Genomic DNA, 15,780 nt, shown 5'->3' on the forward strand with positions numbered 1-15,780 from the left:
GCCACAAAACCCGCAGGTTCCCGCTTTGGTAGAATTTGGTCGTGAGCAATGGTCAGCAACGCGGACGCTTTATCACCTTCGAAGGACTCGACGGCTGCGGCAAGAGCACGCACCTTGAGCGGCTGGCGGAGGTGCTTCGCGCCCAGGGTTTGAAAGTTTTGACCACACGCGAACCCGGCGGCACCGCCATTGGCGAGCGCGTTCGCGCCGTGCTGCTGGATTCTCGCACGCAGGGGCTTGCTCCCCTGACGGAGCTGGCGCTAATGTTTGCCAGCCGCGCACAACAGTTGGCGGAAGTGATCCGCCCGGCGCTGGCGGAGGGCACCTGGGTGCTCTGCGACCGCTTTACGGATTCCTCCGAGGCCTACCAGGGCGGCGGACGGCAACTCGGTTCGGAGGCCGTGCTGACCCTGCATCGCGTCTTGTGCGAAGGCATGCAGCCGGACCTGACAATCCTGCTCGACTCCGACTCCGCGGCCAGCGTGGCACGGGCCCGGCGCCGCAATCAGCGCAACGCGGATACCGCCGACGAAAACCGCTTTGAGCAGGAAAACCGCGTCTTCTTCGAGCGCGTGCACCAGACCTACCGCCGGATTGCCGAACGTGACCACGAGCGCGTGGTGATGATTGACGCGCGGCGTCCGCACGAAGTGGTGCACCCTGATGTATTGAATGCCGTGTGCGAACGCTTCCACCTGGCGCAGGGAGACTGACGGTGGGTTTCGCCGCATTCCACGGAAATGCCGAGACGGTGCGCCGCGTGCGCGAGATGATCGCGCGCGACCACCTGCCCCACGGCATCATCCTGACGGGCGCGCGCGGCAGCGGCAAATATACTCTGGCGCAGATGGTGGCGAAGGCCGTCAACTGCCTGGAGCGCCCCGAGGTCGACGGTCTGCCTGATTTCTGCGGGCACTGCTCCAACTGCACGCGCATCGCGCAATCGGATGAGCTTGATCAGCGTTTTGCCGAGGCCGTGGAGGCCCGCGAGAATCTGCGCGACGCCGATAAGCGCGAGACGCGCATCTTCGTGCAGAGTCATCCTGAAGTGCTCGTGATTCCGCCCGACCCGCCGCAGATGCTGGTGAAGGTGGATCAGGTGCGCCACGTCACCTCCACCATCTATTACAAGCCGGGTGAAGGCCGCCAGAAGTTCTATATCTTTCCGGAATCGAACTTCATCAAGGAAGCGGCGAACGCGCTGCTGAAGGTTCTGGAGGAGCCGCCGGAGTTCGCAACGCTGATGTTGCTGGCGGAAAATTCCTCGGCGCTGCTGCCGACCATCCGCTCGCGCTGCATCACCTTGAATCTTTCCCCACTGCCCGCGGACGAGGTGGAGAAGCTGCTCTCGAACCGCGTGGAGTGGAACGCCGCACAGCGCAAGCTGGTGGCCCGGCTGAGCGCCGGTGCCGTGGGCCGCGCGCGCACCTTTGACCTGACCGCCTATTTGAACGCCCGCCATGACGCGTTGGTGTTGCTCAACAGCGCGCTCGGCTCGGCCGACCACTCAACGCTGTTCAAAGCCACCGAAGGCTACCGCGCCGGCGGCGAGGGCAAGGAAAAGACCGACGCGCTGATTGTCACGCTCTACCTGCTGCTGGAGGATTTGCTCTATATGCAATCGGGCGCCACCGAGTTGGTGCACAACACGGACATTGAGCAGGAACTGTCGCGCATGGCGCACGCAGTGCCGTTCGAGTGGTTGCGCGCGGCCGCCGACCGTCTGGGCGAGGTGCAGGCCGGAATGCGCCGCAACCTGCTGCGTTCGCTCTCGCTGGATTCGTTCTCCGCCGCGCTGGAAGTCTAGCCCATCGGAACGCGCTGAATCTGGCCTCATTCTCCCCGATAAGTGTTGGATGCTACGTCATTCCCAGTGAAATCTCACGGACCAGTGTTCGGCGTCATTGTCAGGCACAGGGGCGTGTGGTAGGGTGAGTTCAAATATCCACCACCCGAGAGTTTCCTGAACTTCAGCGGATTTTCCAGGCGAACGGCAGCGTGTGTGCGGTTCGTGTGTGCGGAGCCGCTTGGGTGCGGAGCTTGAACCAAGGCAGGAAGACGACATGATGAAGAATGGACCCGACTCGACGGCTGTCGGGCGCGCCACGGACCAGGAGAGCTTCGGCAACCGGAAGCTGATCCGCCCTTCTCTGCGCAATGAAGTGCGCAATGGAGAGGGCGCGGAGCGCCGCCCGCAATCTCCCCGGACCAGCAGTGCGGAGTCGCGCCCGGGAGCTGCGCCGCAGGCCAAGAAGGTGGCTCCGCCCGAGCAGACACATGCCGAAAATTTCTATTACCAGAAGCAGATGCAGAGCAAAACGCCGATGGTCGTCGTCACCCTGGATGGCGAGGAACTGCACGGCGTCATCGAGTGGTACGACCGCACCTGCATCAAGCTGACGCGCGCCACCGGCGGCAACCTGCTTATCTACAAGGCAGGCATCAAGTACATCTACAAGGAAGAAGAAAAGTAGCCGCCGTTTCCGAAGAGTTTTTGCCTGACGAGAAAGCGCCCCGCGGGGCGCTTTGCTGTTGCTCAGAGGGTGCTGCGGGGAACTTGTTTTTCGCGTGGAACGCTACTTCTTCCAGGAGGCCTTGAGCAGGCGGTCGCGGATGGCCAAGCCCAAGCCGGTCGGTGATGGGAGAGGTGCCACGATAACGTCCACGCCGAGGTCGTCGAGCGAGCGCAGACCATGATAGAGACGACGCGCCAGCACCTCGGAGTCCTGCATCGGACCCCACTCGAAGACCGTTGCCTTCACGCCATGTGGCAGCTCCCAACCGGCGGGCAGCAGCACAGCCAACTTCTTGTCGCGACCCTCGTGGCGTAGCGCGAACTCAAACTTCTCAGGGTCTTCCACCAGCACCAGCCGCGCGTGCGGCGCATAGTGCCGCAATCCCAGCCCGGGAGATTCGAGTGCCTCCGGCGGCTGGTTGTCGAGGATGGGGCGTTGCGCCAGGCGCACAGGGCCCAGAACGGATTCAATCTGCTCGCGGCTCAGGCCGCCCGGACGGAAGATGGTGGGCGGTGGAAACGGATCGATCACCGTGCTCTCCACGCCGACGAGCGCGGGGCCGCCGTCGAGAATCGCGTCAATGCGGCCGTCGAGATCGGCGAGCACATGCTCGGCCGTCGTCGGGCTGGTGTGTCCAAAGCGGTTGGCGCTGGGCGCGGCAATGGGCAACCCTGCGAGAGCGATGAAGCGGCGTGCCACCGGATGCGACGGAATACGCAGGCCCACCTTGGGGCGTCCGGCGGTGCAGAGCGGAGAAATCTGGCCGCCCTTGGGCAGCAGCAGCGTGATGGGGCCGGGCATGAAGGCCTCGGCCAACTGCTCCGCCTCGTCGGGCCACTCGGCGGCGTTGGCGCGCAGCATGGCCAGGTCGGAGGCGTGGCAGATGAGCGGATCCCAGTGGGGACGGTCCTTGGCGGCGAAGATGCGCTTGACTGCTTCTTCGTTGGTGGCGTCCGCACCCAGGCCGTAGACGGTCTCCGTGGGGAAGGCCACCAGCCCGCCCGCGCGGATGATCTCCGCTGCCTGCTCAATGGCGCGCTCGTCGCCTTCCGTGATGGTCAGCCGTAAAGTCATCTCTGCCCGTGGCTCTAGGGTAAACGAGATGGCGATGGATGTGAAATGGTCGTGAACCCGCGAAGCGCGGCCTGTGTGAATTGAGCGTGGCCCGAGTGTCAGCGGCGGGCGAGAAGCAGCTCGCCCTTCAGCTCGACCTTGAGGAGTCCGGAAGGCTCAAGTTCCAGCAGGCGTGCGGTCAGTTCGCGGCGGAATTGCTCCACGCGCTCGCCAAACTGCGCAGGACAGGAATACGAACTGCTGAGCTGGCGGCCAACAATCTGCTCCACGCTGAACTCGCGCTCCACTACATAGTTTTGCGCCTCAACATGGCAGAACGGAGAGCGTTCCAGCACGGTCTGGTGCGGTTCGCGCGAGGCGTTGTAAACGCCGTCTCCGGCGCGGCGCTCCGGACCGAGGAAGCCGGTGACCACCTCTTTCACCACGCGCGCCCACGGAGCCGGATTGTCTGTCCAGACGGCGCCACCGCCAAGGCCCATGACCGCCACGCCGCCCTTTGGCAGAATCAGCCGGTCGAGCGTGCGCAGCAGCGGCTCGCGGTCCATCCAGTGGAAGCTGGCGCCCATGGTGCACAGTGTCAGCGGGGGCAGCTTCAAATCTGGCAGCGTCTCATCCTTGCCCAGCATCCAGCGGATGCCGCTGGCTCCGGCCCGCTGCTCGCACCGCATGCCTTCGGCAAGCATTTCGAGGTCGGGATCGACGGCGAAGATCGGCACGCCTTTGGCCGCGAGGCGCAGCGCAACCTTGCCCGGACCACAGCCGAGATCGAGCACCGAGGTCGCCGCGCCGAGGCCGAAGCTCTTCATGATCGTCTCAAAGACGAACTCCGGGTACTCTGGCCGGTAGCGCGAGTAGAACGAGGCAGCGCCACCGAACAACGTCGGGTTTTGAGGGCCGGACATGGAATGGCTGCGCTTACAGCTTTGGAAGCACGATGCCCTTCTGGTTCTGGTACTTGCCGTGTTTGTCGGCGTAGCTGGTTTCGCAAGGCTCGTCGGACTGGAAGAACAGGATCTGGCAGAGTCCCTCGTTGGCGTAGACCTTGGCGGGCAGCGGCGTGGTGTTGCTGATCTCGAGGGTGACGAAGCCTTCCCACTCGGGTTCAAAGGGCGTGACGTTGACGATGATGCCGCAACGCGCGTAGGTCGACTTGCCGACGCAGATGGTCAGCACGTCGCGCGGAATCTTGAAGTACTCCACCGAGCGCGCCAGCGCGAACGAATTCGGCGGCACAATGCACACATCCGACTGCAGTGAGACGAACGAGCGCTCGTCAAAATGCTTGGGGTCGACGATCGCCGAGTTCACGTTGGTGAAGATCTTGAACTCGTCGGCGACGCGCAGGTCATAGCCATATGACGAGAGGCCATAGGAGATGACTCCCTCGCGGACCTGCTTTTCGGAGAAGGGGCTGATCATGCCGAACTCTTCGGCCATGCGTCGAATCCAACGGTCGCTCTTGATCATTCTGTCGGCGTCCTCATGCTATGGAATGACATTGAGTTTACCATCGCGGCGGCCTGCTCCACGGGCTTTGGCTGCCGTGGCAGCAGGAAGCTGACGGCGGTTCCGTGCTGCGCACCGCATCTGGAGCGCACGCGGATGATGCCGCCGTACTTCTCCACAATCTGGCGGCTTACCCACAGGCCCAGCCCGGTGCCGGTGGAGTCCTTGGTAGTGAACAGCGGCTCGAACAGATGGGAGCGGTGCTCGGGCGCAATGCCGCTGCCATCATCTCCCACCGTCGTGCGGATGCACTCGGCTTGCAGCCGTTCACACCAGACGCGCGCAATGTGTACGCGGATGGTGCCGCCAACCTCAAGGGCGTCCAGGCTGTTGACCAGCAGGTTTGAGAATATCTGGCGGAGATCTCCATCAACGATGAGGGCGTCAGCGCCATCGCGGCAGCGCACGTGGATCTGCGCTTTGCGCGAGCGAATCTTGCTGGCGAGCAGGTCGATGGCCGAGGCCAGCACCTGTTGCACGGAAACCATGCGGGGAACGGTGTCCTCGCGGTAGAAGCCGAGCACCTGGCGCGTGACGTGCGCGGTGCGGCGCAACTCCTCATCGGCGATGCGCAAATAGCGCCGCATCTGTTCCGGTTCGTTCAGGCTGGTCTGCGCCAGGTAAATGGCGTTGGTGACGGCCTCCAGTGGATTGTTGACCTCATGAGCCACGGCGGCGACGACACGCCCAACGGCCGCGAGCTTCTCACTGCGGATGAGCGCCTGTTCGGTACGCTTGCGCTCGCTGATGTCGCGAATGATGCTGACCAGCAGGTGCTCGCCTTCCACGTCAACGCCGCGCGAGCTGACTTCGACGGGAAACATGCTGCCATCTTTGCGGCGGTGCGTGGTCTGGAACAGAATGCCGCCGGAGCGCGCGGTCTGCATCTGCTCGCGGGCCTGTGAGTGTGCGTCGGCGGAGCGTATGTCATAGACGCTCAGTTGCAGCAGTTCTTCGCGGCTGTAGCCGTAAGCGTCGAGGGCGGCCTGGTTGGCGTCGAGAATGCGTGCGGTTGGCGCGTCGAGGAAGAAGATGATGTCGGTGCCGAAGCGCGAAAACAGCTCGTAGCGCCGCAGGGCCTTCTGGCTCAGCCGATGCTGCTGCTCGCGGTCATAGAGCATGGCCTTTTCACGATGGTGCCGGTAGCGCTCGGCAAACCAGCAGATGCCCAGCGAGAACAGCACATTGAAGCCGACGGTGGCCGCGTGGTGCCCCAGGGAGACGGCGCGCAGAAGTGGTTCGGTGGGAATGTTCCATCCGAAGACCAGCAGGCAGCCGAGCAGCGTGGTGATCAGCCCCGGCCACAAGCCCACAAAGGCCACCGCCGCCGTGACGGGGAAGAGCGTGAAGAACAGTGGCAACGGGTCGCCAATGAGCCAGCGCACCAGTTCGCGCGCGGCCTGCGCCAGCAATACGGCGGCAACCGGCAACACGAGATTCCTCATCCACGGATTGTGGCGGAGCGTTGGCATCTCAGTTTGAGCAGCTTTGGATTGCGTCCGCATTCTACTGAAAGCCCCAGCCGGTGGCGAGTCGGCAGAAGGCCGTGGCCGGCGGAGGCACGCCGAGCATTACCGGGGCGGGACTCGGTTCCAGTTTCAGCCGGTACCCAGCTTGGCACACCCCAATCGGGAACTTTCATTGACATTGGTCTGTATCTCATCTAGCATCAGTGCTTTAGCGGGACCATGCAACGCGGCTCGCGCCCCCGTGCGGAGCGGGAGAGAAAGGGGAGTAGCGCTTGATCAAGTTGGACATCATCAACGAAGTGGTGAACAAGACCGGCGTGACCAAGACCAAAGCCGAGCGCGCCGTGGAAACCGTTTTCGAGAGCATGAAGAAGGCCCTGGCCAAGGGCGACCGCATTGAACTGCGCGGTTTCGGCGTCTTCAACGTGCGTCCGCGAAAGACCGGCATTGGCCGCAACCCGCGCACCGGCGCCGAAGTCAACATTCCTCCGGGAAAGGCCGTCCGCTTCAAGCCCGGCAAGGAACTGCAGTCGATCGACTAGCAAACTGCAAGTATCAAGTTTCGAGTTTTGAGCAAGCCCCGCCGCGCGCGGGGCTTTTGCGTTGGCGTCGCTGGATTACATGGAAAGAGTTTGCGCCACAGAGCGCGCACTCGCTCTGCCGCTGCATTTAGAATGAAGCTGGAATGGACGAGATGACGCCGCCAGTTACGCCGGGGCCCGAAGCTGCGCCAGATGCGCCTGCCGAGGCACCCGCGCCGAAGCCGATTGCCTACGAGTGGGAGCCGCAACCGCCGGCCTCGCCGCGCTGGGTGGCGTGGATCAACCTGCTGCTGCTGGTGCTGACCTTCTGCACCACGCTGGTGGTGGGCGCGCGCATGCAGTACAACTTTCTGCACAATCTGCCGGCCTTCCAGCTCGATGCAGACGTGCTGCCCATCCTCTACCCGCAATGGCTGCTGGCCGAGCCGCGCCTGATCTGGCTGGGCGTGCCGTTCGCGCTCTGTTTAATGGGTATTCTGCTGGCGCACGAGATGGGGCACTACCTCTATTGCGTGCACTATCGCATTCCGGCCACGCTGCCATTCTTCATTCCCGCGCCCACGTTCATCGGAACCCTCGGGGCCTTCATCCGCATTCGCGGCTGGATCAACAATCGCAGCGAGCTGTTCGACATTGGCATTGCCGGGCCGATTGCGGGCTTTGTGGCGGCCGTGCCGGTCAGCATCTGGGGGCTGGCGCACTCGCGCTGGGTGGGTGTGCCGCAGGATACGGCCAATCAGTTCGGCGCACCGTTGCTGTTTCATCTGTTGTGGCGTGTGCTGCACCCTCAGGCGCCGGGGCTGGAACAGGTGTACTACCATCCGGTGGCCATTGCCGCGTGGGTCGGCATGTTTGCCACCTCGCTGAATCTGCTGCCGGGCGGACAGCTTGACGGCGGTCACATAGTCTACGCCGTGTGGCCGAAGGCGCACCGCTGGGTCACCTTGACGACCATCTGCGTGCTGCTGCCGATGGCCATGTGGTGCAGCGCAAGCTGGCTGCTCTGGGCCGTGATGGTGGGCGTCACCGGCGTGCGCCATCCCGACGTGCCCTCGTGGCCTCCCATCGACGCCAAGCGGCGCTGGCTGGCATTGTTCGCGGTGGTCATGCTGGCTCTCACGCTGATCCCCGATCCCTTCACGCAAAGCTCCATCTGGAGCCAGCTCACACAGCCCTAAGCCGTCCTCCATTTCGTGCGCAACGCATTGCAAGTTTCAGTCGTGAGACGAATGGCTTCTGCGGCAGTAATGTTGCGTGCGAGTGAAGTTCTATTGCGAAGTATTGCGTCGCGCCCTCCGCGCATCTTCCGCAGCTCCGCAGAATGTAAGCTTTTGTAAAAGCCCGCGTGCACTGCTTTCCGCGCGTTTACCGCCGCATGATTGCTGCGTCGAACCTGTGAGTGCCGTTGTGTGAACTGGTGCGTGCCCTCCACGCGCCAGCAAAACCATTCTCTCTTGTGAGTTGCCTTTGATGGGTTTAGTGCGTTTGACAACGTATGAAGTCGCGCGCCGGTTTGCGCGGCAATTTGGTGTGAAGGCGAGTGCCGGGCTTCTGGTGTTCGCAGCCCTGCTTTCTCCAGTGGCAACGCTGGCGCAGGCGGCCAATAACGCCGCTGCCACGGCTGCTTCAGCGGAGTCGCAGAAGACGCGGAGCAAGGCCTCCGCCTCAGGTGTAGCGGGCGAGCCGATTACCACCATCCGTTCGCAGTCGCACCTGGTGCTGGTGCCGACGCTGGTGACCGATAGCAAGGGCAACGTCATCTACGGACTGAAGACGAAGGATTTCGTCATCCTCGACAACGGGCAGGAGCAGAGCGTGCACATGGATGACATGTTCGGTGCCAAGCCGGTGTCGATCGTGGTCACGGTGCAGACCGGCGGACGCGCGCCGGCCGTGCTCGGCAGTGGTTGCGCCATGCTGCGCGGCGCCAACGAATTTACGCGCCAGCCGGGCAAGTGCCGCAGCGCGTTGCACGGCATCGGGCTGATGCTGGAAACGTTTCTGGCAGACCACGGCAGTGAGATGGCACTGGTGAGTTTTGACAGCACGGTGCGCCTGCGCCAGAACTTCACGCCTGAGATCAACCGCATCATCTCGTCGCTTGACCGCCTGCCTCCGGGCAATGGCGAGGGGCTGATCATCAACGCCGTGCAGTATTCGCTCAGCCTGTTGCAGCGAGTACCGGAGAGCCGCCGCAAGGTGCTCGTCGTCATCAGCGACCACGTGGATGACAGCGATCCGCGCGTGATTGAAGACGTGGCGCACAAGTTGGTCGCGGGCAACGTGGAGGTCTACATGATCGCCTTCACGGAGAGTGACACGGAGCAGTTGAAGGGGATTGCGCGCGTCTTCGGTCCGCTGATCCGCGCAGCCATCATGTCTCAGCAGATTGGCATGATGGGGCCGGGCGGTATGGGCGGCGGCCCGCTCAACGGACGCGCCACCACCAGCACGTCGCAGATTGGCGGAACGCAGGGTGGCGGAAACATGTTCATGAATCCGCAGACGGCAGGCGCGCAGGAGTCGCTGCCTTCGGTGGAGGCCATGAAGGCCCACCCGGACGAGACGCCGATGGCAGCCGATGCGGGCAAGGGAACAACGGGTGTGAAGCCGCTCGGCGGTGAATCGCCGGATGACAAGAATGCGCCCGGCGGTCCCGTTGGCATCGTACCCGGCGGACTTGGCACGGAGGTTTCGCTGGGTCCGGTGAAGCTGAACGTGAACGCCGCAGTGGGAGGCATTAGTGGTGGCGGTGGTCCCATGGCTGGCGGCGGTGCGCCTCCAGGGGGTGGCGCAGGTGGCAGCGGTGGCGGACCCGGTGGTGGCCCGGGCGGTGGCGGTGGTCATCCGGGTGGACCTCCGGGCGGAGGCGGTGCGCTGGCAGCGGGCGCAATGCAGTCGCTGGTGGGGCTGATTCATAAAGCTTCCGAAGAAGCGCGCAGCAACACGCCGCAGGCAATCGCCAACCTGACCGGCGGCGAGTATGTGCTGTTTGACGACCCGAAGGGACTGGACGAAGCCTTGGGATTGCTGGCCAACCACGCACACAATCGCTATCAGCTCAGCTTCCAGCCACTGCAACCCACGGCTGGCCCGCACAAGCTCGAGGTCTATGTGCGCGAAGGCGGCGGCGCCATGATTGCCGCTCGCGCCGGCTACTGGCTGGAGGGCGATACCGTGCAGGACGAAAAGCCGGAAGCGCCGGTGGTGACGCCTCAGAAGAGCACCCCGCAACCACAAAGCAAGTAACAGTCATGTCAGTGAAAAGGAAAAGGCCCGCTGCGTGCGGGCCTTTTGTGTCTTCTGGAATGAAGTCTTCTGCCTGGTGCTAGCGGCCGAAGCGGCCGCCACCCATCATGTTGCCCATTCCGGCCATCTTGCGTGCGAAGCTCGGCTTGCCCATGTCCTTGAACATCTTGCGCATCTGGGCATACTGCTTCAGGAGCTGGTTGACCTCCTGCACGCTGGTGCCGGAGCCGCGCGCAATGCGCTTGCGGCGCGAACCGTTGATGACGTCGTGATGTTCGCGCTCGTAACCGGTCATGGAGTTGATGATGGCCTCCACGCGCGTGATTTCCTTCTCGTCCACCTTGTCGGCGGCCTTCTGCATGCCGCTGAAGGGGCCTACCGAAGGCAGCATCTTCACAATCGACTGCAGCGAGCCGAGCTTGCGCACCTGACGAAGCTGATCGCGGAAATCTTCGAGCGAGAAGCCGCCGCCGCTGAGTGCCTTCTGCGCGAACTCCTCGGACTTCTTCTTGTCGAGCCGTTCTTCGGCCTTTTCGATGAGCGACATGATGTCGCCCATGCCGAGAATGCGGCCGACGATGCGGTCCGGGTGGAACGGCTCAAGGCCGTCCGGTTTTTCACTGATGCCGAGGAACTTGATGGGCTGGCCGGTGACGTTGCGGATGGAGAGTGCCGCGCCGCCACGGGCGTCGCCGTCCATCTTGGTCAGCACCACGCCAGTCAGCGTCAGCTTGTCGTGGAACTCCTTGGCGGAGTTCACCGCGTCCTGGCCGGTCATGGCGTCGGCCACGTAGAGGATTTCCTGCGGCGAGAGCAGCTTCTTCAGCGACTGCATCTCGTCCATCAACTGCTCGTCAATGTGCAGGCGGCCTGCGGTATCAACGATGAGCACGTCGCAGCCGTTGTTGACGGCCTCGCGGCGCGCTTCCTTGGCCAGCCGCTCAACGCAGGCGGTGTTGCTCTCAACGTTTGAGCCTTCGTAAATGTGCGCGCCCACGCCCTGCGCCACAATCTTCAACTGTTCGCGCGCAGCCGGGCGGTAGACGTCGACGGAGACCAGCATGGGGCGGTGTCCGCCCTTCTTCAACCACGCAGCCAGCTTGCCGCTGGTGGTGGTTTTGCCGGCGCCCTGCAGACCGGCCATCAGCACGATGGTAGGCGGCTGCGAGGCGAACTTCAGCTTCGCCGTGTCGGTGCCGAGAATGGCCACCAGTTCATCGCGGACGATCTTGACGACCTGCTCGGCGGGCGAGAGCGCCGTCATCACTTCGGTGCCGAGCGCCTTGACCTTTACGGCCTCAAGGAAAGTGCCCACGACCTTGAAGTTGACGTCGGCTTCGAGCAGGGCCACGCGAATTTCGCGCAGCACCTCGTTCATGTTCTCTTCGGTCAGTTTGCCCTGGCCGCGAAGGTTCTTAAATGTCCGCTGAAGTTTCTCTGTAAGGTTCTCAAACATATCGGCAGTCCAAGGAACATTTTAACAGGGGAAGGCGGGGAATTGGGGGCGCATGGAGTCCGTGGTGGGCAGAACAGGTTGTGCGAATTGGAGAAATGTCGCCCTGTGCGAGGCGTCATCCTGAGCGTAGCGAAGGATCTGCTGTTTACGTAGTGCATGGTCAAGATAGCGGCAATCGGGAGCGATGGCGAACAGCAGATCCTTCGTCGCTTCTCTCCTCAGGATGACGCATTTGTGAATGGCATAGCATGCAGCTTGCCCCCGGCGCTGAGGGGCATACGTCCTATCCGAAGGCCTCGATGGCGGCGAGCACCGTGTTGGTGTGGATGGCGACGGTATCGTCGAGCTGCTCGGCGTAGCCGCCAGCGAAGGTGGCCATGATGGGGCAGCCGAGGTCGCGGGCAAACTCGTAGACCATGACGTCGCGCTCCTTCAATCCCTCAAAGGTCAGCGCCAGCCCGCCAAGCTGATCGTGTGCGTAGGGGTCGGCTCCGGCAACGTAGCAGATCAACTCCGGCTCAAAGCGTTCGCGCGCGCGGTCGAGCGCCGTGCGCAGCCATTCCAGATACTCAGCGTCGTGGGTGCCATCCGGCAGGTTCACGTCGATCGACGAGGCGGGCTTCCACGCCGGGTAGTTGCTCTCCTGATGGATGGAGACGGTGAAGACGTCGCGCACCTCGCTGCTCTTGAGGCTGGCCGGTTTGCGCGGCATGGTGAGTGCCGCCGACCACGACGGCTTGGGGAAGGGCTCAGGCTCGCCGGTGCCGAAGATGGCGGCCGTGCCGTTGCCCTGGTGCACGTCGGTGTCAATGACCATGGCGCGCACGATGCGGCCCTTGCGCTGCATCACGCGGATGGCGATGGCCACGTCATTGATGACGCAGAAGCCCTCGCCATGGTCGGCAAAAGCGTGGTGGAAGCCGCCGCCAATGTGCACGGCGCAACCGTCCTGCAGCGCGTATTCGGCGGCCGTGGCGCTCATGCCCGCCACGCCCCAGAAGGCCGTAACCAGCTCCGGGCTGTAGGGGACTTCCAGCTCAAGCTCTTCGCGGACGCTCAACAGGCCCTTGCGCAGCTTGTCCACCCACATGGGCGTGTGCACCAGCAGCACATCTTCATCGCGCGCGGGCGGAGCGGAGAGAAAATCCTCGCGCGTGGCCTTGTCCATTGCCAGCAGCCGCTCGTAGACGCGCGAATACTTGTCGGCATGGAAGATGTGCGTGCCGATGGGCAGCCGGTACCGCTCGTCGTAGAACAGGCGAAAGGGAAGCATGCGCGTGAGTTGAGTGTACTGGGGATTGTGGCGGAGGCGGCGAAAATCTGCAGGCCGTCCGGCATGCCGTGGCTTTGCAGCGGCAAGGGAAGAACGCAGGAAGGCATGAGTTGGAGAATATTTTTACTTTAATAATTTTTATTCATTTTGAATCCGTCCATGCTGCCGCACATCTATTCCAGTGTAGCCGCCCGGAGCCGAAGGGCAGGGTGGTGAAGGAGATTTTGAGATGACAAAGACTGTAGCTTCCCGTCAGCATCCGTCCAGCATTGAACTCAACGAAGAACACCGTGGCGCATTGATTGCGCTGTTGAATGCCCGCCTGTTTGACTCGCTCGACCTGGCCAGCCAGGTGAAGTTCGCGCACTGGAACGTGCGCGGCCCTCAGTTCTACCAGTTGCACCTGCTCTTTGACCAGATCAACGGACACATCGTGGAGCAGAGCGATGAAATTGCCGAGCGCATCGGCGCACTCGGCGGCGTGGCCAACGGCACCGTCCGTCAGGCGGCCAAAGACTCCGGGCTGCCCGAGTACAAGGTGGATGCCGTCAGCGGCGAAGAGCACCTGAAGGCCCTGACGCACAATCTGGCGCACCATGCCAACACCGTCCGTGAAGCCATTGACGAAGCCGACCGCCTCGGCGACAAGGACACGGCTGATCTGTTCACCGGCATCTCGCGCGAACTGGACAAGGACCTGTGGTTCGTGGAGTCGCATCTGGTGAAATAACTCCAGCGGGAAGACAGGACTTCGGCAGCCCTCGCGGCTGCCGTTTCCATTTTGCACGACGCCTGCCCACTTACCATGCGCGTCGCGGGAGGGTACACTGAAGGGCGCAGTGGAAGGCTGGCTCCTGCCGTTCCAGGAGCCGTGCGAGGACACGCTTGCAGGAATCCGCTCCATCACAATCATCCGCCACAGCAGGGCAATCCCAGCCGGTCCGAAAGAGGCCCATGCGACGGTTGTGTCCCTGGTGGCTTGTGGCGCTGGTGGTTATGCTTGTGGCGCTTGGGGTGCTGTGGTGGAACCTGCGTCTGCAGAAGCCCACACCTGCCAGCGGCGTGCAGACCAGCGTCGCCTTGCTGACATTTGACTACAGCGGGCAGGACCGCGCACAGCAGTACCTTTGCTGGGCGGTGCCGGACGAAATTGCCCTGGGCCTTGCGCGCGAGACCAACCTGGCCGTGCGCCCCTTCAGCAACAGCCGCAATTATCCGATTGAAAAACTGGACTACGCGCGGACGGCGCGCGACCTGCATGCCACCTACCTGATCACCGGGCGCGTTGTGCGCAGCGGCACCAATTTGAAGGTTGAACTGGCGCTCATTGATCCTGACACGCGCAAGGAGAAGCTGCGGCAGGAGTTCACAACCTCACTGGAATCGAATCTGGAGGTGCGCGCCGCGCTGGCCAAGCAGGTGCTGCCCGAACTGGCCTCCGCGATGGGCATGCCTCTCAACAGCGTGGCCATGACGCTGGTGGCGCCCAGCGAACAAGCCTACGATCTCTACCTGCGCAGCGCGGCCATGCCATACTCCGGTGGACTCAATCGCGAGGCCATTGCCATGCTGCAGCGTTCAACCGAGCTGGACGCCTCGCTGGCTCCGGCGTGGCTGGCTCTTGGGGAGCGGTTGCGCATCGACGCCCTCCAAGGTGACACGAATGTGGCCGACGCCAAACTCGCACAGGCCGCGACCGCTCTGGCGCACGCACTCTCGCTTGATGGCGGTTTTTCTGCGGCACTGGAAGCGCAGGTCAAGCTGAGTGTTGATCGCAATCACCTGAATGACGCGTACGATCTGGCGCAACGGCTGGTCAAACTCCGTCCAGGCAGCAGCTATGCACACCTGCTGCGGGCGGATGTGCTGCGCCACGGCGGCATGCTGCATGAAGCCTCGCGCGACTGCGACATCGCCCTGCACCTCGATCCCCGCGAGTTCCGCCTGCGCTCCTGTTCGCTGGCTTACGAGATGCTTGGGCAGAAGGTGCAGGCCGAACGCTTCACCCACGTCGATCTCGGCACCGGCTATTCCTCCTGGCGGCACGTCTTCATCGCGCTCGATGAGGGCAACCGCGAGGCGGCGCTGACACGGCTCGACAAGGTGAAGAGTTCCTGTGAAGCCACCTTGCTGGCCGCGTATCTGAAGAAGGCTCCGCAGGAGACGTTGGCACGGCTGACCATGGCCTGCCAGGCTGATGCGCAGCGTCCGCTCACCGCCGATGAGCACCTGCTGCGGGCGCGCGTGTTTGGCTACACCGGGCAGCCGGAGGCAAGCCTGTTTGAAGTGCAGCGCGCGCAACAGCGTGGCGATTGCGCTTCTCCCCTGCTGGTCAGCGATCCTCTGCTGAAGTCCGTGCGCGAGCTTCCGGGCTTTGAGGCGCAACGCCGTCAGAGCGATGCCTGTGCGTCCGCCTTCCGCCAGCATGTGCTCGCTTCCGCCTCGTAATCTGGACAAACTGCTCTTTGTATCACCTCCCGAAGTGACTCCGGTCACCGCTGTGTCTGGCACTTTGCGGCCTAATCTCCATTGACGTTGTTGCAACACAAAGAACGAGCCTGGCCGGGAATGAGCAGAAGTTCGATTGCTGCTGCGTGCCTCCAGCGCAGCCACTGCTGCGCCACGCATACAACAGCCACGCCAAGCGGTTCACGAGGCCACCCAAGGAGGTGCCCGATGAAGTGCAAAGTGCTTT

14 protein-coding genes are annotated in these 15,780 nt (G+C 63.1%); 8 read left to right on the forward strand and 6 right to left on the reverse strand.

Features of this window, described 5'->3' with window-relative positions:
• The first annotated feature begins 41 nt into the window (after window positions 1-41).
• The 3 genes from tmk (at window position 42) to AC6IZO_RS15855 (ending at window position 2,474) form a co-directional block, all read left to right on the forward strand.
• The gene (gene tmk / locus AC6IZO_RS15845; protein ID WP_497806350.1) at window positions 42-713 is read left to right on the forward strand and encodes a dTMP kinase; all 672 of its coding nucleotides are present in this window, start codon (window positions 42-44) and stop codon (window positions 711-713) included.
• Window positions 714-715: 2 nt separating this feature from the next.
• Window positions 716-1,807, forward strand: a complete 1,092-nt coding sequence (locus tag AC6IZO_RS15850) for a DNA polymerase III subunit (RefSeq protein ID WP_497806352.1) — start codon at window positions 716-718, stop codon at window positions 1,805-1,807.
• A gap of 256 nt (window positions 1,808-2,063) precedes the next feature.
• Window positions 2,064-2,474 (forward strand): Hfq-like protein, encoded by a 411-nt coding sequence (locus tag AC6IZO_RS15855; RefSeq protein WP_497806354.1) that lies wholly within the window; start codon window positions 2,064-2,066, stop codon window positions 2,472-2,474.
• A 102-nt stretch (window positions 2,475-2,576) separates the two neighbouring features.
• Here the strand turns inward: AC6IZO_RS15855 and AC6IZO_RS15860 are convergent, their stop codons facing one another.
• The 4 genes from AC6IZO_RS15860 to AC6IZO_RS15875 form a co-directional block, all read right to left on the reverse strand.
• A complete protein-coding gene (locus tag AC6IZO_RS15860; protein WP_497806356.1) occupies window positions 2,577-3,590 on the reverse strand; it encodes an L-threonylcarbamoyladenylate synthase in 1,014 nt (337 codons plus the stop codon).
• 98 nt (window positions 3,591-3,688) lie between these two features.
• Window positions 3,689-4,492, reverse strand: coding sequence for a class I SAM-dependent methyltransferase (locus tag AC6IZO_RS15865; RefSeq protein WP_497806358.1), 804 nt, complete (start codon window positions 4,490-4,492; stop codon window positions 3,689-3,691).
• A gap of 13 nt (window positions 4,493-4,505) precedes the next feature.
• The gene (gene dcd / locus AC6IZO_RS15870) at window positions 4,506-5,057 is read right to left on the reverse strand and encodes a dCTP deaminase (protein WP_497806360.1); all 552 of its coding nucleotides are present in this window, start codon (window positions 5,055-5,057) and stop codon (window positions 4,506-4,508) included.
• Complete coding sequence (locus tag AC6IZO_RS15875; protein ID WP_497806362.1) at window positions 5,054-6,541, reverse strand: ATP-binding protein; 1,488 nt, start codon at window positions 6,539-6,541, stop codon at window positions 5,054-5,056. Before AC6IZO_RS15875 ends, dcd begins: the two co-directional genes overlap by 4 nt.
• 296 nt (window positions 6,542-6,837) lie before the next feature.
• Here AC6IZO_RS15875 and AC6IZO_RS15880 point away from each other — a divergent pair, with 296 nt between their 5' ends.
• The 3 genes from AC6IZO_RS15880 to AC6IZO_RS15890 all read left to right on the forward strand — a co-directional run bounded on the left by AC6IZO_RS15880 (window position 6,838) and on the right by AC6IZO_RS15890 (window position 10,356).
• Window positions 6,838-7,107 (forward strand): HU family DNA-binding protein, encoded by a 270-nt coding sequence (locus AC6IZO_RS15880; RefSeq protein ID WP_497806364.1) that lies wholly within the window; start codon window positions 6,838-6,840, stop codon window positions 7,105-7,107.
• A gap of 143 nt (window positions 7,108-7,250) precedes the next feature.
• On the forward strand, window positions 7,251-8,285 hold the full coding sequence (locus AC6IZO_RS15885) for a site-2 protease family protein (RefSeq protein ID WP_497806367.1): 1,035 nt from the start codon (window positions 7,251-7,253) through the stop codon (window positions 8,283-8,285).
• 301 nt (window positions 8,286-8,586) lie between these two features.
• Window positions 8,587-10,356 (forward strand): VWA domain-containing protein, encoded by a 1,770-nt coding sequence (locus tag AC6IZO_RS15890; RefSeq protein WP_497806369.1) that lies wholly within the window; start codon window positions 8,587-8,589, stop codon window positions 10,354-10,356.
• 79 nt (window positions 10,357-10,435) lie between these two features.
• Here AC6IZO_RS15890 and ffh read toward each other — a convergent pair whose 3' ends face one another.
• Window positions 10,436-11,812 (reverse strand): signal recognition particle protein, encoded by a 1,377-nt coding sequence (gene ffh, locus AC6IZO_RS15895; RefSeq protein ID WP_497806371.1) that lies wholly within the window; start codon window positions 11,810-11,812, stop codon window positions 10,436-10,438.
• A 283-nt stretch (window positions 11,813-12,095) separates the two neighbouring features.
• Entirely contained in the window at window positions 12,096-13,085 is a 990-nt protein-coding gene (locus tag AC6IZO_RS15900; protein WP_497806373.1) for a histone deacetylase family protein, read from the reverse strand.
• A gap of 229 nt (window positions 13,086-13,314) precedes the next feature.
• Here AC6IZO_RS15900 and dps point away from each other — a divergent pair, with 229 nt between their 5' ends.
• Together dps and AC6IZO_RS15910 are read left to right on the forward strand one after the other, a co-directional pair.
• Window positions 13,315-13,815 carry a DNA starvation/stationary phase protection protein Dps gene (gene dps, locus AC6IZO_RS15905; RefSeq protein ID WP_497806375.1) on the forward strand — a complete coding sequence of 167 codons (501 nt, stop codon included), beginning with the start codon at window positions 13,315-13,317 and terminating at the stop codon, window positions 13,813-13,815.
• 224 nt (window positions 13,816-14,039) lie between these two features.
• The gene (locus AC6IZO_RS15910) at window positions 14,040-15,533 is read left to right on the forward strand and encodes a hypothetical protein (protein ID WP_497806377.1); all 1,494 of its coding nucleotides are present in this window, start codon (window positions 14,040-14,042) and stop codon (window positions 15,531-15,533) included.
• Window positions 15,534-15,780: the final 247 nt, after the last annotated feature.

The organism is Oryzophilus luti (genome assembly GCF_059726245.1).